The 18,835-nt window shown below is 71.5% G+C and carries 13 protein-coding genes; 10 read left to right on the forward strand and 3 right to left on the reverse strand.

Features of this window, described 5'->3' with window-relative positions; all coding sequences use genetic code 11:
- Window positions 1-22 precede the first annotated feature (22 nt).
- The 9 genes from ACLJOK_RS07770 to ACLJOK_RS07810 all read left to right on the forward strand — a co-directional run bounded on the left by ACLJOK_RS07770 (window position 23) and on the right by ACLJOK_RS07810 (window position 15,453).
- Window positions 23-1,957, forward strand: coding sequence for a Na+/H+ antiporter NhaA (locus ACLJOK_RS07770; protein WP_410817196.1), 1,935 nt, complete (start codon window positions 23-25; stop codon window positions 1,955-1,957).
- A 702-nt stretch (window positions 1,958-2,659) separates the two neighbouring features.
- Window positions 2,660-6,694: a discoidin domain-containing protein gene (locus ACLJOK_RS07775; RefSeq protein ID WP_410817197.1), complete on the forward strand. Its 4,035-nt coding sequence runs from the start codon at window positions 2,660-2,662 to the stop codon at window positions 6,692-6,694.
- Between the two features lie 125 nt (window positions 6,695-6,819).
- Window positions 6,820-8,007, forward strand: coding sequence for an MFS transporter (locus tag ACLJOK_RS07780; protein WP_410817199.1), 1,188 nt, complete (start codon window positions 6,820-6,822; stop codon window positions 8,005-8,007).
- A gap of 115 nt (window positions 8,008-8,122) precedes the next feature.
- Entirely contained in the window at window positions 8,123-9,799 is a 1,677-nt protein-coding gene (locus ACLJOK_RS07785) for an ABC transporter substrate-binding protein (RefSeq protein WP_410817200.1), read from the forward strand.
- A 6-nt stretch (window positions 9,800-9,805) separates the two neighbouring features.
- Window positions 9,806-10,762, forward strand: a complete 957-nt coding sequence (locus ACLJOK_RS07790; protein WP_091399352.1) for an ABC transporter permease — start codon at window positions 9,806-9,808, stop codon at window positions 10,760-10,762.
- The gene (locus ACLJOK_RS07795) at window positions 10,759-11,646 is read left to right on the forward strand and encodes an ABC transporter permease (protein ID WP_091399349.1); all 888 of its coding nucleotides are present in this window, start codon (window positions 10,759-10,761) and stop codon (window positions 11,644-11,646) included. The genes ACLJOK_RS07790 and ACLJOK_RS07795 overlap by 4 nt, the downstream gene beginning before the upstream one ends.
- Entirely contained in the window at window positions 11,643-12,668 is a 1,026-nt protein-coding gene (locus ACLJOK_RS07800; protein WP_410817201.1) for an ABC transporter ATP-binding protein, read from the forward strand. Before ACLJOK_RS07795 ends, ACLJOK_RS07800 begins: the two co-directional genes overlap by 4 nt.
- On the forward strand, window positions 12,665-13,666 hold the full coding sequence (locus ACLJOK_RS07805; protein WP_410817203.1) for an ABC transporter ATP-binding protein: 1,002 nt from the start codon (window positions 12,665-12,667) through the stop codon (window positions 13,664-13,666). Before ACLJOK_RS07800 ends, ACLJOK_RS07805 begins: the two co-directional genes overlap by 4 nt.
- Window positions 13,663-15,453 (forward strand): gamma-glutamyltransferase family protein, encoded by a 1,791-nt coding sequence (locus ACLJOK_RS07810; RefSeq protein ID WP_410817204.1) that lies wholly within the window; start codon window positions 13,663-13,665, stop codon window positions 15,451-15,453. The genes ACLJOK_RS07805 and ACLJOK_RS07810 overlap by 4 nt, the downstream gene beginning before the upstream one ends.
- 23 nt (window positions 15,454-15,476) lie before the next feature.
- Here the strand turns inward: ACLJOK_RS07810 and ACLJOK_RS07815 are convergent, their stop codons facing one another.
- Window positions 15,477-16,157: a GntR family transcriptional regulator gene (locus ACLJOK_RS07815; RefSeq protein WP_410817205.1), complete on the reverse strand. Its 681-nt coding sequence runs from the start codon at window positions 16,155-16,157 to the stop codon at window positions 15,477-15,479.
- A gap of 70 nt (window positions 16,158-16,227) precedes the next feature.
- Between ACLJOK_RS07815 and ACLJOK_RS07820 the strand changes: the two genes are divergently transcribed.
- Window positions 16,228-16,944: a YoaK family protein gene (locus ACLJOK_RS07820; RefSeq protein ID WP_410817206.1), complete on the forward strand. Its 717-nt coding sequence runs from the start codon at window positions 16,228-16,230 to the stop codon at window positions 16,942-16,944.
- A 3-nt stretch (window positions 16,945-16,947) separates the two neighbouring features.
- Here the strand turns inward: ACLJOK_RS07820 and ACLJOK_RS07825 are convergent, their stop codons facing one another.
- A complete protein-coding gene (locus tag ACLJOK_RS07825; protein ID WP_238676939.1) occupies window positions 16,948-17,574 on the reverse strand; it encodes a response regulator transcription factor in 627 nt (208 codons plus the stop codon).
- A complete protein-coding gene (locus ACLJOK_RS07830) occupies window positions 17,571-18,821 on the reverse strand; it encodes a sensor histidine kinase (RefSeq protein ID WP_410817208.1) in 1,251 nt (416 codons plus the stop codon). Before ACLJOK_RS07830 ends, ACLJOK_RS07825 begins: the two co-directional genes overlap by 4 nt.
- Window positions 18,822-18,835 lie beyond the last annotated feature (14 nt).

Genomic DNA, 18,835 nt, shown 5'->3' on the forward strand with positions numbered 1-18,835 from the left:
CAGGTCGACGAAGATTGTTCCCGTGACGAGCGACAACACGCCCCGGGGCTGGACCAGCCGGACCGTCTGGGACAGGCGGTTCAACGCCCCGCTGCGCTCGTTCCTGCGTACCGAGACCGGCGGCGCGCGGGTGGTGCTGATCGCCGCGGTGGCGGCTCTCGTCTGGGCGAATCTCGGCGCTTCGTCGTACGAGTCGGTCTGGAGCACCTCCTTGTCGGTCCGGCTCGGTGACTGGCAGGTGGCGCATGACGTGCGTACCTGGATCAACAGCGGCCTGATGACGTTCTTCTTCCTGGTCGCGGGGCTGGAGTTGCGCCGCGAGTTCGACATCGGTGAGTTGCGGGAGCGTCGTCGTCTGGCGTTGCCGATGCTGGCCGGGGTCGGCGGCATGCTCGTGCCGGTCGCGATCTACCTCGCCATCAACGCAGGGCACACCACAGCGGCGGGCTGGGGCGCGGTGATGGCCACCGACACGGCGCTCGCGCTCGGCGCGCTGGCCGTCTTCGGGCCGCGCTTCTCGGAACGGCTGCGGGGTTTCCTGCTGACCGTTGCCGTCGTCGACGATGTGGTGGCGATCGCGGTGCTGGCCATCGCGTACCCGCATCACCCCTCGCTGACGGCGCTTATCGTCGCGGCGGCGATCTTCGGCGTTGTGCTGCTCGTGCGGGGCTGCGGGGTGCGGTTCGGGCCGGTCTACGCGCTGCTCGGGGTGGCGGCCTGGCTCGCCGTGTCGATGTCCGGTGTCGACCCGGTCGCGGTGGGTCTGGTGATGGGGTTGCTGACCTACGCCTACGCTCCCGGTCGCGGCGACCTGCAGCGGGCCAGCGACCAGTTCCGTCTCTTTCGGGAGCAGCCCACCCCGCAACTCGCCCGGATGGCCCGGGCCGGGCTCACCTCGGCGCTGTCGCCGAACGAACGGCTGCAGACGCTCTATCACCCGTTGGCGAGCTACGTGGTGGTGCCGCTGTTCGCGCTGGCCAACGCCGGCATCGTGATCGACGGCGACCTGCTGGCCAGGGCCGTTACCTCACCGGTCACGCTCGGGGTCGTTGTCGCGTACGTCGTCGGGAAGCCGGCCGGGATCGTGGCCACCGCGTGGCTGGTGACCCGGCTCAGCGGCAACCGGTTCCGGCCACCCGTCGGCTGGGTTGCCGTCGCCGGGGTCGGCACGATCTCCGGCATCGGGTTCACCGTCGCGCTCCTGATCGCCACCCACGCCCTGGACGGCCCGGCCCTGGACGAGGCGAAGTTCGGCATCCTCGTGGCGACGCTCGGCGCGTCAGTCGTCACCTGGCTGGTGTTCCGCTCCGTCGGACGGCTCTCGCCGGCGCGGCGGACCCGCGCGCTGCTGGGCGTCACCGAGGGGATCGTCGATCTGATGCTGCCGGTCGACGCCGATCGCGACCACATGCGCGGGTCGCTGGAGGCGCCGGTGACTGTGGTGGAGTACGGCGACTTCGAGTGCCCCTACTGCGGGCAGGCCGAGCCGGTGGTCCGGGAGCTGTTGGCGGACTTCGCCAACATCCGGTACGTCTGGCGGCACCTGCCGCTCACCGACGTCCACCCGCATGCCCAACTCGCCGCCGAGGCGGCCGAGGCGGCGGGGGAGCAGGGCGCGTTCTGGGAGATGCACGACCTGCTGCTCGCCCACCAGGACGCTCTCGATCCTGTTCAGGTGCTCGGTTACGCCGAACAGCTCGGCCTTGACCTGGACGGGTTCCGGGAGCACATGGTGAAGCGGATGGGCGTGCACCGGATCGCCGAGGACGTCGACTCGGCCGACCTCAGCGGCGTCACCGGCACCCCGACCTTCTTCATCAACGGCCGGCGACACCACGGCGCGTACGACATCGCCGCGCTCTCGGCGGCGGTGAAGTCGGCGTTCGCGAGCGCGAAGCTCCGCCCCGAGTACCACCCTCGGGACCCCGGGCGCCGCGAGGCCGGGCCGGCGAGCTGACCGCGCGGTCCGTGCGGTCGTCACCAGGCCAGGTGGTCGACGGGCGCCGTGCTCACCTCCCGGCGCTGCGTCAACGGGGTCTGCGGCCGTATGACCTCTGATCTGCCTCCGCGTCGGGGTGGGGAGGTGTTGGTGGGTGCCTTTGGAGCTGAATCGTTTGCGACATCACCGACCAGGCGGCGCTTGTGGCTGAGGCTTCGGGCTGGAGATCTTGGGCTGGAGGGCTGAGGGCTTCCGACCGGAGGCGGAAGCGGCAGGCAATCGGTCTGATTCGTTTGCGGCATCAGCTCCAAAGGCAGCCCGTCAACCCCGTCGCCCGGGCCCGGTAGCCCGCACGCCCCAGTCCCGAAGCCATGCCCCCTCGCAGCTCCGCACGGGCGTAACCGTTGCGGCATCGGCTGCGCCGCGAGGGGCGTTCAGGTGGTGAGGAGAGCGGCGGTGGCGGAGCGGGCACGGGTGTACGCGATGGTGAGGGGATGATGGCGATGCCCTGGCCGATTCCGATCATCAGCAGGGGCCGTCGACGCCGGAGTGACCTCAGGCGTGTCCGCGCGTCGATGTCCGAAGTGGAACAGCTGCGGAACGTGTTCGGGAGATCACGATGGACTCGGACCCTTGACTCTCGGGAAACATCGGGCCACCATCTGACAACGTTGTCACAGACCCCCGCCATCTGACAACGTTGTCATGTCTGGAGGCAAGATGTCCGAGCCATCGCCGGTTTCACGGCGTACCTTCCTCTCCGCCGGCGCGACGCTGCTGGCGTCGGTCGGGGTGACCGCAGCCCTCCCGGACGCCCTCGCGTCCGCCGCCGTGCCGGCGCCGACCGCCACCCCGACCGCCACCGACCTCGCCCGGTACCGCCCGGTGGCGGTCTCCTCGACCGACTACGCGCCGACGCCGGCCACCTTCGCCGTGGACGGGCTGCCGCAGGTCGGCGTCCGGGGAAGTGGATGGCGCGCCGCCAACGGCGATCCGCAGTGGATCTCGGTGGACCTCCAGGCGCTGTGCCGGATCGAGGCCGTCTCCCTGGTCTTCGAGGCCACGCTCACCGACGGGCCGTTCGACGGCAACTACACCGACACCGACGGCGACGAGATCCTCTCCAGCGCCGCGACGGCGTACCGGATCGAGGTCTCCACCGACGGCAGTGCCTGGCGGTCGGTGTACGAGACCAGCGAGGGGCAGGGCGGCGCGCAGACCATCAAGCTGCCCGAGCCGGTCACCGCCCGGTGGATCCGGATGACCGCCACGAAGCGCTCGAACAGCAACCCGGTGGGCCTCAACGGCTTCCAGGTCTACGGCGTACCGCTGGCCGGCCGGCCGAAGGCCGAGGGCTGGACCAGCTGGGAGGGCGGCAACACCGGCCCGGCCCCCGAGCTGAGGGTCGCCGCCGACGGCACGGTGCCGCTGGAGTCGGGCTGGTCGTTGACGATGGACGACTTCGCCGGCACCGTCGACGGCGCCGAGCTCTCCCGCGCCGGCGTCGACGTCCGGTCCTGGCTGCCGGCGACGGTGCCCGGCACCGTGCTGGGCACCCTGGTCGAGCAGGGCCACCTGCCCGACCCGGTGGCCGGCTTCAACAACATGCGCATCCCGGAGGCGCTGTCCCGGCACACCTGGTGGTACCGGCGCGCGCTGCGGCTGCCGCGCGACCTGGACACCTCGGCCGGCCGACGGATCTGGCTGGAGTTCGACGGGATCAACCACGAGGCGACCGCCTGGGTCAACGGCGTGCAGGTCGGCAGCGTCAAGCACCCGTTCGCGCGGGCGGCCTTCGACATCACCGACGCGTTGGCCGATCACCGTGGCGAGCACGTCCTCGCCGTCCGTGTCACCCCGATGCCGCACCCGGGCACCCCCGGCGACAAGGGCCCCGACGGTCGCACCTTCCTCCAGTCGGCCCATCACTACCTGGACGCGCCGACCTACCTGGCGGTGTCCGGGTGGGACTGGATGCCGGCCGTCCGCGACCGGGTCACCGGCCTCTGGGACCACGTGCGCCTGCGCAGCACCGGCGCCGTAGTCATCGGCGACCCGCACGTGCAGACCACGCTGCCCGACCTGCCCGGCACCGACACCGCCGAGGTCACCATCCGGGTGCCGGTCCGCAACGCGGCGGCCAGCGCCACCACTGTCACCGTCCGCGCGGAGTTCGACAGGGTACGCGTCGAGTCCACGGTGACCGTCCCCGCCGGCGGGAGCACCACAGTCACCTTCACGCCGGAGCGCTTCCGCGCCCTGCGGCTGCGCAACCCCCGGCTCTGGTGGCCCAACGGCTACGGCGACCCCCACCTGTACGACCTCACGCTCACCGCCACCGTCAAGCGCGCGGTCAGCGACCGGCGTGCGCTCCGCTTCGGTATTCGCGAGTTCGCCTACGACTGGCACCAGCCGATCGTCGTCTCGCCGCCCGGCAAGCCCGCCCTGGAGTTCGTCGACGGCGCGGCGACCCAGATTGTCCCGTTCGACAGGCAGCACGCCCGGCACGTGCGCATCCAGGCCGGCCAGCGCGCCACCGGTTGGGGCATCTCGATGTTCTCGCTGTCGGTGGCCGACGGCACCGGTCCCGATCTCGCCCTGCGCCGCGACGCCACCGCGTCGTCCTCGGAGAACGACGGCAACGGTCCCGGAAAGGCCGTCGACGGCGACGCGGCGACCCGCTGGGCCTCGCAGGCCGAGGACGACCAGTGGATCCAGGTGGACCTCGGCGCGGCTGTCGACTTCGACCGCGTCACCATCGTGTGGGAGCAGGCGTACGCGCTGGACTACCGCGTCCAGGTCTCGGCCGACGGGGACGCCTGGAACGACGTGACGTCGGTCAGCAACGACACCCCGCTGGGCAGCCGCGCCACCCAGGTCGAGACGTTCGCCAGTCAGACCGCGCAGCACCTGCGCGTCCAGACCGGCGCGCGGGTGACCTCGTGGGGCGTGTCCATGTGGGCCCTCTCGGTGCAGCGGCAGGCCGAGCCGGACGTCGACCTGGCCCTGCGCCGGACCGCCACCGCGTCGTCGTCCGACAGCGACTCGAACGGCCCGGACCGGGCCGTCGACGGCAACCCCCGCACCCGGTGGTCGTCAAAGTTCGAGGACAACCAGTGGATCCAGGTCGACCTCGGCGCCCCGGTCAACTTCGACCAGGTCACCATCGTCTGGGAGCAGGCGTACGCCCGCGACTTCGTCATCCAGGTCTCGGACGACGGGCAGCGGTGGACCGACGTGAAGTCGGTCAGCAACGCCGTCACCCAACTCAAGATCAGCGTGAACGGTGTGCCGGTGTTCGCCCGGGGCGGCAACTGGGGCTGGGACGAGCTGCTGCGTCGGGTGCTGCCCGACCGGCTGGCCGACACGGTCGAGATGCACCGCGACATGAACTTCACGATGATCCGTAACTGGCTCGGCAGCAGCAACCGCGAGGAGCTGTACCAGGCCTGCGACGAGCAGGGCATCCTGGTGTGGAACGACTTCTGGCAGGCGGGCGCGTTCCTGCCCAACCCGCCCGGCTACGTCGACATCGCCGCCGACACGATCCGGCGGTTCCGCCACCACCCGAGCATCGTGGTGTGGTGCGGCGCGAACGAGGGGGACCCGCCGCCGATCGTTGACGCCGGGCTCAAGCAGGCCGCGGCCACCGAGCACCCGGAGATCCTCTACATCCCCAACTCGGCCGGCGGCATCGTGAGCGGTCACGGCCCGTACCACTGGGTGGAGCCGGCGACGTACAACAACAAGAACACCTACGACACTGGCGCGTTCGGTTTCCACACCGAGATCGGCATGCCGGTGGTATCGGTGGTCGAGAGCATGCGCAACCTTGTCGGTGACGCGCCGGAGTGGCCGATCGGCGAGGTGTGGAACTACCACGACTGGTCGACCATCGGTAACCAGCGCGTCGGCACGTACCAGGCGGCGATCGACGCGCGGCTCGGTGAGTCCGACTCGCTCGACGAGTTCGCCACCCGGGCGCAGTTCGTCAACTACGAGAGCCACCGCGCCATGTTCGAGGCGTGGAACGCCAACCTGTGGCAGGACGCCACCGGTCTGCTGCTGTGGATGTCGCACCCGGCGTGGCACAGCACGGTCTGGCAGACCTACGACTACGACCTCGACGTGAACGGCGCCTACTACGGCGCCCGCAAGGGGTGCGAGCCGGTGCACGTCCAGGCCGACCCGGGCACCTGGCAGGTCCGGGTGGTCAACCACACCGCCGCCCCGCTCAGCGGGGTCACCGTGAGCGCCCGACGCTACGACCTGAGCGGCCGGTCGTTGGGTTCGCCCCAGCGTCAGCGGGTGGACGTGGCCCGCTCGGCCACCACTGCGGTCTTCCCGCTCACCACGCCGGACGGCGGCGAGCTGCACCTGGTGCGACTGGAGCTACGGGACAGCCGGGACCGGCTGCTCGCGGAGAACACCTACTGGCGCTACGACAAGGCCGAGCAGGTGCGGGCGCTCAACGACGTGCCGAGCACCCGCCTGTCGACGTCGTCGAGCACCGTGCGCGTCGTGGACGGGCGCAACACCGTCACCACGACGGTCCGCAACCAGGGTCGTACGGTCGCCGCCTTGGTCCGGCTCGCCGTGCGCGACCAGCGCGGTAAGCGGGTCCTGCCGGCCCGCTACGACGACAACTACTTCTGGCTCCTGCCGGGAGAGAGCCGCGAGGTGCGGATCTCCTGGCCGGCCCGGTCGGGCCTCGCCCGCCAGGTCACTGTGACCGCGCAGGCGTACAACTCCTAGGAGTACGCGGTGGGAGGCGGCGCCGTGCGCGCCGCTTCCCACCGCGACCCGTGCGCTGCCACCTGATGCGGGCGTTTAGGTTCGTTACCGCACCTCGCCTCGGGACCGGGATCCATGCTGTACGAGTGACACGGTCCGGTTCCACGTCCGGCGCGGTGCGGGTCGCGTTCGCGTTCTGGATCACGCTCGTGGGCACCACAGTGCCGACCCCGCTCTACCCGCTCTACGAGCTGGAGTTCGGGTTCTCGTCGTTGACAGTGACAGTGGTCTATGCGCTGTACGCGCTGGGAGTCGTGGTCGGGCTGCTGGTCTTCGGTCGGCTCTCCGACCAGATCGGCCGACGCCCGGTCATCCTCATCGCGCTGCTGCTCTCGGTCGCCGCCGACGCCGTGTTCCTGACCGCCGTCGACCTGGCGATGATCATCGTGGGTCGGATCCTCGCGGGGCTGTCCGCCGCACTCATCATCGGCGCGGCGACCGCGGCGTTGGCGGAGCTGATCGACCCTCGGCACCCGAAACGCGCCGCCACCGTGTCGATCTTCGCGAATCTGGGCGGCCTGGCCACCGGCACCCTGCTGTCCGGAATCGTGTCGGACGTGGCACCCGACCCGCTCCGGCTGCCCTGGGTGATCGTGCTGATCCTGGCGGTGATCGCGATCATCGCGCTGCGCGGGGTGCCGGAGACGGTCCGGGAACGTTCGCCGGTGACCCTGCGGGTGCAGCGGCTGCACGTGCCGGCGACCATTCGCGGCGCCTTCATCCGCTCGGCGCTCACCGCCGGCGCGGGCTTCGCCGCCCTCGGGGTGCTCACATCGGTGAGCGGGCTGTTCCTCGGCATGGTCCTGCACGAGACCTCACACACAGTGGCCGCGCTGGTGGTCTTCGTGGCGTTCACCGGCGCGGCGTTCGGTCAGCTGCTGACCCGCGTGCTGTCCTCGCGTGCCGCGCTGGCCAGCGCCTGCGCCGGCCTGGTCGTGGGGGCGGGCCTGCTCGCGTTCAGCATGTGGATGGCGTTGCTGGCGACGCTCATCGTCAGCGCGGCGATCATCGGGGTCGCGTCCGGGGTGGCGGTCGGCGACGGCATCGCGACGATCACGATGAAGACCGAGCCGCAGCACCGGGCCGAGGCGGTGTCGACCTTCTTCGCCATCCTGTTCGCCATGCTCGGTGTGCCAGCGGTCGGGGTCGGTCTGCTGATCCAGACGATCGGTCTGCGCCCGGCCGGCGAGGTCTTCAGCGCGGTGGTGGCGGTGCTCGCGCTGGTCGTCCTGCTCAGCCTGGTCCGGGGCGGCCGGACGCGGCCCGCGAGCTGATCAGCCGCGGGCCCGTTCGGGCATCAGGGGTGCCTGGCGAGCCGTTCACGGAGGTCTTGCGGCGGTCATCGTATACAACATACGCTCCCCGAATCGCCCACTTGAGGAGCTCTCCATGACGAACCTCTCCGTCCGCGACACGAACCTGCCCCGTCGGCGGGTGCTCCGGGCCGCCGTGGCGGCGGCCGCCGTCGTCTGCACTGTCGTCGCCTGCTCACCGGTGTCGAACAACGAGGGCGGCGACCCGTCCGGTGGCAACCAGTCGGCAGGCCAGGACTCCTTCGGTACGCCCGCAGACCCCGCCGCAGTGAAGCAGGGGGGCAAGCTGGTCATCGCCCTCTCCGCCGAGCCCGACGCGCTGGACCCGACGCTGTCGAGAAGCCTCTACTCCCGCTACGTCTTCCAGGCCATGTGCCAGAAGCTCTACGACGTCAACGAGCAGGCTCAGGTCGTACCGCAGCTCGCGACGGCCCTGCCCACCACGAGCGGCGACGGCCGGACGGTGACCATTCCGCTGCGGCCCGGCGTGCGCTTCGCGGACGGCACGGCGTTCGACTCGGCCGCGGTGAAGGCCACCCTGCAACGCCACCTCACCAACGCCCGGTCGGCGCGCAAGAGCGAACTCGGCCCCATCGAGGGCCTCGACACCCCGGACGCGCAGACCGTCGTCCTGCGGCTGAAGCAGCCGTTCGCACCGCTGCTCGGAGCCCTCGCCGACCGGGCCGGCATGATCATGAGTGCGCAGGCGCTGCGGGCCAAGGGCGACGACTTCGCCTCGGCGCCGGTCTGCGTCGGCCCCTTCAAGTTCGCGAAGCGGGTGCCGCAGAACTCCATCGAGGTGGTGCGCGACCCGAACTACTACGAGGCGAGCAAAGTGCACCTGGACGGCATCTCGTGGCGGATCCTCACCGACGCCAGCATTCGCGCGGCCAACCTGCGCTCCGGCGATGTGCAGGTCGCCGACTCGGTCTCCACCCAGGACGTCGCCTCCCTGCGGCAGGACGCGGCGGTCGCTGTGCTCCAGTCGCAGTCCCTCGGCTACCAGGGCCTGACCATCAACATCGGCAACGTCGACGGCGTCGGCACCACCGCCAAGCCCATCAACCGCCCCCTCGCGCAGAACGCCAAGGTGCGGCAGGCCTTCGAGCACGCCATCGACCGCAAGGCGCTGGTCGACGCGGTCTTCAACGGTGAGCACGCCGTGGCCTGTTCTCCGATCTCACCGGCGAGCACGTTCTCGTCTCCCGAGGCGCAGACCTGCCCGGCGCACGACCCCGCCAAGGCCAAGCAGTTGCTGGCCGAGGCGGGTGTGCAGACGCCGTACACGGTGACGATGCTCGCCTCGAACACCCCCGACACGCTGCGGCTCGCGCAGGCGTTGCAGTCAATGGTCAAGGACGGCGGATTCGACCTGAAGATCAACCCGGTGGAGTACTCGTCGCTCCTCGACGAGCAGGACCGTGGCAACTTCGAGCTGCTGCAACTGGGGTGGAGCGGACGGATCGACCCGGACGCCAACATCACGAACTTCGTCGGCACCGGTGCCAGCCAGAACGTCGCCGGCTACAGCAACCCGCAGCTCGACACCCTGCTGACCCAGGCCCGCCAGGCCGGCGACGTCGAGGAGCGCAGGAAGCTGTACGGGCAGGCGGTCACACTCCTCCAGCAGGACGATGCCCTGATCTACCTCTACCGGCAGCGCAACCTGACCGCCGTCAGCAAGCAGATCCAGGGCCTTCAGGTCTACCCGGACGGCGTGATCCGGGCGGCCTTCGCCGGCTTCGGCAAGTAGGCCGTCGTGGCCCGATATCTGCTCACCCGCGCCTGGCAGTCGGCGCTGACACTGCTGTTGTCGACGATCGTGGTCTTCGTCGGCGTACGGGCGCTCCCCGGCGACCCGGCCCTCGCCCTGGCCGGGGAGGACCGGTCGCCGGAGGCCCTGGAGGCCATTCGTCGGCACTACGGGCTGGACCAGCCGCTGCCGGTGCAGTTCGCCCAGTACGTGGAGCGCATGGCGCAGGGTGACTTCGGGGTGTCGATCCGCACCGGCACACCGGTCTCGTCGATGCTCACGACCGCCCTGCCGGTGACCGTCGAGTTGTCCGTCCTGGCGATCCTCATCGCGGCGGCGCTCGGCGTCGGCGCCGGGGTGCTCGCGGCGGTCCGTCGTGGACGTCCGGCGGAGTGGCTCGCCAACGGCCTGGCCCTGATCGGCCTGTCGGTGCCGCACTTCTGGCTGGGGCTGCTGGCGATCCTCTACCTGTCCGTGGCGACCGGGCTATTCCCCGCCTCCGGCTTCGTGCCGATCCTGGAGGACCCCGTGGACAACCTGCACCACATCGTCCTGCCGGCCGTGATCCTCGGCACCGGCCTCGCCGCCATCATCATGCGGCAGACCCGATCGGCGATGCTGGACTCGCTCTCCTCCGACTACGTCCGCACGGCCAAGGCGAAGGGCCTGCGACCGCGCGCCGTCATCACCCGGCACGCCCTGCGGAACAGCCTCATCGTGGTGGTGACCGTCGTGGGTCTCCAACTCGGCGGGCTGATCTCGGGCGCTGTCGTCACCGAACAGATCTTCGGGCTGCCGGGCTTCGGCAAGATGACCATCGACGCGGTGTTCCAACGGGACTACCCGGTGATCCAGGCCGTCGTCCTGCTCACCGCGGCGGCCTACATCGTGATCAACTTCTTCGTGGACCTGCTCTACTCGGTCATCGATCCACGCATCCGGGTGACGGGAGATCCGGCATGACCGTCCTCACCGTACCGATGGCGGAGACCGGAACCGCCAGCATCACCCGGCGTACCCGGGTGCTGCGGCGGCTGCGGCGCAACCCGCTCGCCGTGGTGAGCTTCGTCGTGCTCGCGCTGGCCGGCGTCATCGCGCTGCTCTCACCCTGGCTCGCGCCGTACTCGGTCGACCAGACCGACTTCGCCCGGACGTTCGCGCCTCCCGGCACCGCCGGGCACCTGCTGGGCACCGACGACCTCGGCCGCGACGTCCTCTCCCGCATCATGCTCGGTGCGCGGGCGTCGTTGCAGGTGGGGCTCCTGGCGGTGGCCACGTCGCTGGTCATCGGCGTGCCGCTCGGCCTGGCCGCCGGCTACTTCCGGGCCTGGGACGCGGTGATCTCGCGCTTCACCGACCTGCTACTGGCGTTTCCGTTCCTGATCATGGCGGTGGGGTTGGCGGCCATCCGGGGCGCCAGCCTCGGCAACGCCGCGGTGGCCATCGGCATCGCCCAGATCCCCGGGGTGATCAGGGTCGTCCGCTCGGACACGCTGCGCCTCAAGTCCCTGGACTTCGTCGCGGCGGCCGTCGTGGACGGCGCGAGCGACCTGTGGGTGCTGGCCCGGCACATCCTGCCGAACGCGACCTCGGTGATCCTGGTGCAGGCCACTGTCGCCATCCCGGCCGCGATCCTCGGCGAGGCGGTGCTGTCCTTCCTCGGTCTCGGCATCCAGCCCCCGGCGCCCAGTCTCGGCACCATGCTGGCCACCGCCCAGCAGTTCGCCGCCCGCGCACCGTGGGCCGCCGTCTTCCCCGGCGTCGTGATCATGGGTCTGGCGCTGGCGTTCAACGTCTTCGGTGACGCCCTGCGCGACGCCCTCGACCCGAAGGGAGACCGGCGATGACCACCGCCTCCGCGCCTGTGCTGGAGATCCGCGACCTGTCGGTGTCGTTCCCGACCGAGACCGGCACCGTCTCCGCTGTCGACGGCGTCAGCCTGGACCTCGCAGCCGGGGAGATCGTCGGGATGGTGGGCGAGTCGGGGTGCGGAAAGAGCGTCACCGCGATGAGCATCGCCGGGTTGCTCCCGGGCAGCGCCCGGGTCACCGGTTCGGTGCGCCTGGACGGCACCCAGCTGGTCGGGGCCCGCGAGTCGGCCCTGCGTCGGGTCCGTGGCCGGGAGATCGCCTACATCTTCCAGGAGCCGATGACGTCGTTGAACCCGGTGCTCACCGTCGGGCGGCAGATCGGTGAGGTGCTCCAGGTCCACGAGCGGATGTCGCGGCGGGCGGCGCGGGCGCGCGCCGTCGAGCTGCTGACGCTCGTCGGAATCCCGTCCGCCGCCCAGCGGGTCGACGGCTATCCGCACCAGCTCTCCGGTGGCATGCGCCAGCGCGTGATGATCGCGATGGCCGTGGCCTGCGGCCCGAAGGTGCTGGTGGCCGACGAGCCGACCACCGCGCTGGACGTCACCGTCCAGGCCGGCATCCTCCAGGTGCTGCGGGACCTGCGCGACCGGCTCGGCACGAGCGTCCTCATCATCACCCACGACCTCGGCGTGATCGCCGACATCGCCGACCGCGTCGTCGTCATGTACGCGGGCCGGGTGGTGGAACGGGCGCCGGTGGACGACCTGTTCGCCCACCCCCGGCACCGGTACACGGCCGGGCTGCTGTCGGCGTCACCGCAGCCGGGCCGGCACGCCGGCACCGACCGGTTGACCGAGATCCCCGGGCTGGTGCCCGTGCTGGCCAGCCAACCCGACGCCTGCACCTTCGCGGATCGCTGCCCGGCCGCCGATGAGCAGTGCCAGGCCGCCGCCCCGCCGCTGGAGGGCATCGGTGGCACCGACCATGTCGCTGCCTGTTGGCACCCCTGCGCAACGGCACCGACGGCACCGACGGCAGCTCAGGAGGCGAACCGATGACGCCGCACCCGAACGCCCTGGAGATCGCGGACCTGGTGATGCACTTCGGCCCGGTGCGGGCCGTGGACGGGGTGTCCCTGACCATCCCGCGCGGCCGGGTCACGGCCCTGGTGGGGGAGAGCGGTTCCGGAAAGTCGACAGTGGGCCGCTGCGTGGTGCGGCTCGTCGAACCGACCGCCGGAACGGTCCGGATCGCGGGCACTGACGTCACCCACCTGTCCCGACGCCGACTGCGCCCCCATCGCGCCGCGGTGTCGATCGTCTTCCAGGACCCGGCCGCGTCACTGGACCCACGCATGCTGGTGGGCGAGATCGTAGCCGAGCCGCTGCGGCTGGCCGGCAAGCGGATCTCCCGGCGTGACCGGGACGCCCGCGTCGCCCCTCAACTCGAACGGGTGGGCCTGCGCGCCGAGGTGGCCCGTCGCTATCCCCACGAGTTGTCCGGCGGGCAACGCCAACGGGTCAGCATCGCGCGGGCCCTGATCTCCGAGCCGATGCTGCTCATCGCCGACGAACCCACCAGCGCGCTCGACGTGTCAGTGCAGGCGTCGGTGCTTAACCTCCTCGCCGACCTGCAACGCGACATCGGGTTCGCCTGCCTCTTCATCACCCACGACCTCTCCGCTGTCGAGTACCTGGCCGACGACATAGCGGTCATGTACCTGGGTCAACTCGTCGAGACCGGCAGCCGCGAGCGGATCTTCGCCCGGCCCGCCCACCCGTACACGCAGGCGCTGCTCTCCGCCGCGCCGGTGGCCGACCCGGTGCGTCAGCGCCTCCGTCAGCCGGTGCTGCTCGGCGACGACCTGCCGTCCGCGCTCGACCCGCCGTCCGGCTGCCGGTTCCGGACCCGGTGCCCACTCGCCTTCGACAGGTGCGCGACGGAGGTGCCGGCGCAGACCGCTGTCGGCGACGGCACGGCCGCGTGCCACCTGGTCCGGCCGGACGGCACCGGTCCCGACGTTCGTACCGCAGATCCCAGTGAGGTGCTGTCATGACGTTCACCACCCGACCGACGCTGCAGGGCACCTTCGGCATGGTGTCCTCCACCCACTGGCTCGCCAGCCAGGCGGCGATGGGCATCCTGGAACGCGGGGGCAACGCCTTCGACGCCGCGGTCACCGCCGGGTTCGTGCTGCACGTCGTCGAGCCGCACCTGAACGGGCCGGGCGGCGAGGTGCCGGCCATCGTGGCCACCGCCCGGGACCCCCGACCGAAGGTGCTGTGCGGGCAGGGGCCGGCCCCTGCCGGCGCCACCATCGCGCACTTCCGGTCCCTCGGGATGGACCTCATCCCTGGTGCCGGGCCGCTCGCTGCGGCCGTACCCGGCGCGGTGGACGCCTGGCTCCTGCTGCTGCGCGAGCACGGCACGCTGACCCTCGCCGAGGTGCTGGAGCCGGCGATCGGCTACGCCGGCGCCGGGCACCCACTGGTGGGCCGGGTCGGTGACACGGTGGCGGCCGTCCGGTCGTTGTTCGAGGAACACTGGCCCACCTCCGCCGCGCTCTGGCTGCGCGGAGGCCGGCCACCGGCCGCGGGGGAGTTGGTCACCAACCCGGCGTACGCGGACACGTTGCGCCGGCTCGTCGAGGCGGGACGGGCGGCCGGCGCCGACCGGGAGGCCCAGATCGAGGCCGCCCGCCGGGCCTGGAGCACGGGTTTCGTCGCCGAGGCGATCGACGCGTTCAGCCGGCAACCGTTCCAGGACTCCAGCGGCAGCCCGCACGCCGGGCTCGTGACCGGCGACGACCTGGCCGGGTACTCGGCGAGCTGGGAGCAGCCCGCCACCCTCGACTGGCACGGCTACTCGGTGGCGAAGACCGGTTTCTGGGGTCAGGGCCCGGTGCTGCTGGAGTCACTGGCCACCCTGGACGCGCTCGACGACCCGGGCGCGTACGACCCGCGGACCGCCGCGGGCGTGCACGCCCAGGTCGAGGCGCTCAAGCTCGCCTTCGCCGACCGGGAGGCCTGGTACGGCGACGGTGTGGACGTGCCCGCCAAGGCGTTGCTCTCCCCGCAGTACGCGCGGGAGCGGGCCGCACTGATCGGCGATCGCGCGTCGGCGGAGTTGCGGCCGGGGCGTCCGGATGGGGCGCAGCCGCGCCTGCCGGCCCACGTTCGACAGGGCGCCGGGCGGCGCAGCGGGCCGACGGACGCCACCACGGGGGAGCCGACAGTGCAGTCGGACGGGGTGACCCGGGGCGACACCTGTCACGTGGACGTGGTCGACCGCTGGGGCAACATGATCTCCGCTACGCCCAGTGGCGGCTGGTTGCAGAGTTCCCCCACGATTCCGGAGCTGGGCTTTCCGCTGGGCAGCAGGTTGCAGATGTTCTGGCTGGAGGAGGGGCTCGCGTCGTCGCTGGCGCCGGGCCGCCGCCCGCGTACGACGTTGAGCCCGACGATGGTGCACCGCGACGGCGAGCCGGTGCTGGCCTGCGGCACCCCCGGTGGCGACCAGCAGGACCAGTGGCAGTTGCCGTTCCTGCTGCGGCACCTCGTCGGTGGGCAGAGCCTTCAGGAGGCCATCGACGCGCCGGCGTGGCACACGGTCAGCCTGCCCGGGTCGTTCTATCCCCGCGACATGGAGCCCGGCGTCCTGGTGGTGGAGGACCGGCACGACGAGGGTGTGCTGGCGGCCCTGCGGGCGTACGGGCACGAGGTGCGGGTCACCGACGGGTGGAGCCTCGGTCGGCTCTGCGCGGTGACCCGGGACCCGGCGACGGGAGTGTTGGCGGCCGGTGCGAACCCCCGGGGGATGCAGGGTTACGCGTGCGGCCGGTAGCGGGTGGCGCAGCCGCGCGCCCGTCAGCGGGTGCCGTAGCCGCCCTCGGCGTTCTCGTACGCCGCGGCGGATGCGGCATCGAGGTGGTCGAGCGCGGCCCGCTCGGCGCGGTCACCGTCGCCTGACTCGATGGCGTCGACGAGTTGGATGTGCTCGGCCCACGAGTGTGGCGCGCGTTCGGCCGCCCCGAGCCGGAAGACCCACTGGACATGGAGGTAGAGCGACTTGGCGATCGACGACAGCCAGGGGTTTCCGCTGATCTGGAGGATGCGCAGGTGCAGCGTGCTGTTCAGTTCGGCGACCCGGGCCAGGTCGTGGCGCTGCGTCGCCTCGCGGCCCTGGTCGAGCAGGGCGCGCAGGGACGCCACGTCGGCTGCGGTGGCCCGCTCGGCGGCCAGCCGGGCGGCCAGCGTCTCCAGGCGCTCGCGCACGGCGAACATGTCGGTGATGGTCCCGCTGCTCGGTGAGGCGACGACCGCTCCCCGGCGGGGGAGGATCACGACAAACCCCTCCGCCTCGGCGACGCGCAGCGCCTCCCGGACGGGGTTGCGGGAGACGCCGAAGTCCTCGGCGAGCCGGTCCTCGGTCAGCCGTTCCCCGGGAAGGTAGTCACCGTCGATGATGGCGGTCCGCAGCGCGGCGAGGACCTGATCGCGTAGCGGCAGGTGTTGCGCGCCGAGCTTGTCCCGTAGGTCTTCAGCCACCTGGTCGCCTCTCCGTGAACGTGTCCGGACAAAGTGTATACGAAGAACAATTACTGGAAGGTGGCCGACAGTGTCGAGCACAGCGCCCCGCGTCACCCGCCCCCGCGTCGCCCCGCACCGGAACGAGCGCCTGCTGCGGCGGCGGCAGGCGCTCGTCGTCGTCCTCACCTTCCTCACCGGGAGCGCGGACGCTCTCGGGTTCCTCACCCTCGGCGGCGCCTTCGCCAGCGTGATGACCGGCAACATGGTCCTGCTCGGGCTCTCGGCGGGCCGGGGTGAAGCCGACCTGGCCCTGACGTCGGGCTGTGCCATCGTCAGCTTCATCGTCGGTGTCCTCGCGGGCGCCCGCGTCGTCGGCTCGGCACAACCCGACGATCCGGTCTGGCCCCGGCGGGTCACCTGGGCGCTGGTCCTGGAGCTGTCGGTGTTCGTGCTGTTCGCCGTTGTCTGGGAGGCCACTCTGCACACCTCCGACGCGGCTGTCCACCTGGCGCTGCTGATGCTGTCAGCGGTCGCGCTGGGCGTACAGAGCAGTGCGATCCAACGCTTCGGCGTGTCCGGCCTGTCCTCCACGTACCTGACCGGCACGCTCACCAGCCTGATCGCCGGGGTCGCCGCGCGCAGCCCGTGGGCCAGCCTGCGCCCCAAGGCTCAGGTGCTGCTGGCCCTCATGGTCGGCGCGGCGGTCGGTGCCCTGGTCGCCCTGCACCTGCCTGTCGTCGCCCCGGCCCTGCTGGTCGTGCCGCTGATACTCGTCATCGCCGTGTCCGCGCGGATGCGGGCCTGAGCGTCAGACGCCGCGAGCGAACAGGGCCAGACGTACCCGGTTGGGGCTGTCGGTCTTGGTCATCAGGCTGGTGATGTGGGTCTTGACAGTGGTGACACCGATGTGGAGCTGGTCGGCGATCTCGGTGTTGGACAGGCCCTCGGCGACCAGGTCGAGCACGTCCCGTTCCCGGGCGGTCAGGCCCGGCAGTGCCGGTGGTGACCCGGGGCGGGCGTGCACCGCGCGCTCCACGAGGCGACGCAGCACCTCCGGGCTGAACGGGCTGTCCCCGACGGCGGCCCGGCGGATGCCGTCCAGCAACTCGGTCGGCGGCGCGTCCTTGAGCAGGAACCCGCACGCTCCGGCGGTCAGCGCGGGGTAGAGGTGGTCGTCGTCGCCGAACGTGGTCAGCACCAGGACGCGGGTGGCGGGGCGGTCGGCGAGGATCCGGCTGGTCGCGGTGATCCCGTCGACACCGGGCATCCGCAGGTCCATGACGACGACGTCGGGAAGGAGCCGTCCGGCCAGTGGGATCGCCTCACGGCCGTTGTCGGCCTCCCCGACGACCTCGATGTCGGGTTGGGCGTCGCAGAGCATGCGCAGCCCGGCTCGGATGAGGTGCTGGTCGTCGACCAGCAGCACCCGGATCACGCCGGCTCCGGCGCGGGCGAGCCGGCCGGGGCCTCCCGCTCGCGGGGCACCGATCCGACCGGAGCGTCGGCGGACGCGGCGGCCACGGCCGGAAGGACGGTACGCACCCGCCACCCGGCGTCGGTGGGGCCCGCCTCCAACCGGCCGCCGAGGACCTCGACGCGCTCGCGCATCCCGGTAATGCCGTGCCCGCCACCGGCCGGCATGCCCGCCGGCACCCCGCCTCGCCCGTTGTCGGTGACCTCCCAGTGCACGGAGCCGTCCCGGACGGCGACCACGAGATGCGCGAGCGCGGACGTCCCCGCGTGTTTGGCCACGTTGGTCAGCGCCTCCTGAGTCAGTCGCAGCACCGCCATGCCGCGCACCGCGTCGAGTGAACCGATCGCCGGATCGAGATCGGCCTCCACAGTGACACCCGCCTGCCGGGCCCGGTCGACGGACGCGCCGATCGCCGCCGGCAGCGCGGACGGTTCGATAGCGGTGAGCGCTGCGTCGCCGCGTACCCCGTCGGGGTTGCGCAGCACCGCGACCAGCCGGCGCAGCTCCGCCAGGGCCGCGGTGCCGGTGCCGTGCACGTCGTCGAAGACCTCGCCCACCCGCGGGTCCAGGTCGGTGAGCACGTGCCGGGCGACGCCGACCCGCAGGACCATCGACGCCACGTGGTGCGCGACGACGTCGTGCAGCTCGCGAGCGATGGCGCTGCGTTCGTCGGCGCGGGCCGCACGACTCTCCAACTCGTGCTGGCGTTGCTCGGCCACCGCCCGCTCCACGGCCTGACGACTCAGCTCCCGGTTGGTGCGGATGACGAGGCCGAGCAGCACCGGCACACCGACCTCCAGGGCCAACCCGACGAGGCCCGAGGCGACCTGGCCGACCGGGTCGCCAACCGAGTCGGTCAGGTCGACCACTACCAGCAGCGCGGCGGACAGCCAGATGGTCCGGGGGCGGCGCGCCCGCATGGTGATCTCGAGCAGGGCCCAACTCGCGCCAACCTGGTTGATGGTGAAGTCGTCGACCAGGCGGATCGCGACCGCCAGCAGGGCGGCCTGCGCCAGCAGGTTGACCACCGGCCAGCGGTGCACCGCCAGCCCCACTGTGAACGCGAGGACCGCGAGGATCCACTGTGTCGCCGTCGGAGTGCTTGTGGAGTGCGGGACGACGAGCAGGTAGCCCAGCCCGGCGAGGTCGAGCAGCACCATCCGCATGAACGTTTCCCGCATGTCGAACAGTCGCCCCGGCCAGCTCACGGTGGTCAGCCTAG

Source organism: Micromonospora sp. 050-3 (assembly GCF_046549335.1).
In the GTDB taxonomy this organism is placed as follows: domain Bacteria; phylum Actinomycetota; class Actinomycetes; order Mycobacteriales; family Micromonosporaceae; genus Micromonospora; species Micromonospora trifolii.

Bases quoted from the DNA above. Each gene is read 5' to 3' on its own strand.
- ACLJOK_RS07800 (WP_410817201.1), top strand. From the start codon at position 11,643: ATGACCACCGCCTCCGCGCCTGTGCTGGAGATCCGCGACCTGTCGGTG.
- ACLJOK_RS07785 (WP_410817200.1), top strand. From the start codon at position 8,123: ATGACGAACCTCTCCGTCCGCGACACGAACCTGCCCCGTCGGCGGGTG.
- ACLJOK_RS07795 (WP_091399349.1), top strand. From the start codon at position 10,759: ATGACCGTCCTCACCGTACCGATGGCGGAGACCGGAACCGCCAGCATC.
- ACLJOK_RS07805 (WP_410817203.1), top strand. From the start codon at position 12,665: ATGACGCCGCACCCGAACGCCCTGGAGATCGCGGACCTGGTGATGCAC.
- ACLJOK_RS07810 (WP_410817204.1), top strand. From the start codon at position 13,663: ATGACGTTCACCACCCGACCGACGCTGCAGGGCACCTTCGGCATGGTG.
- ACLJOK_RS07775 (WP_410817197.1), top strand. From the start codon at position 2,660: ATGTCCGAGCCATCGCCGGTTTCACGGCGTACCTTCCTCTCCGCCGGC.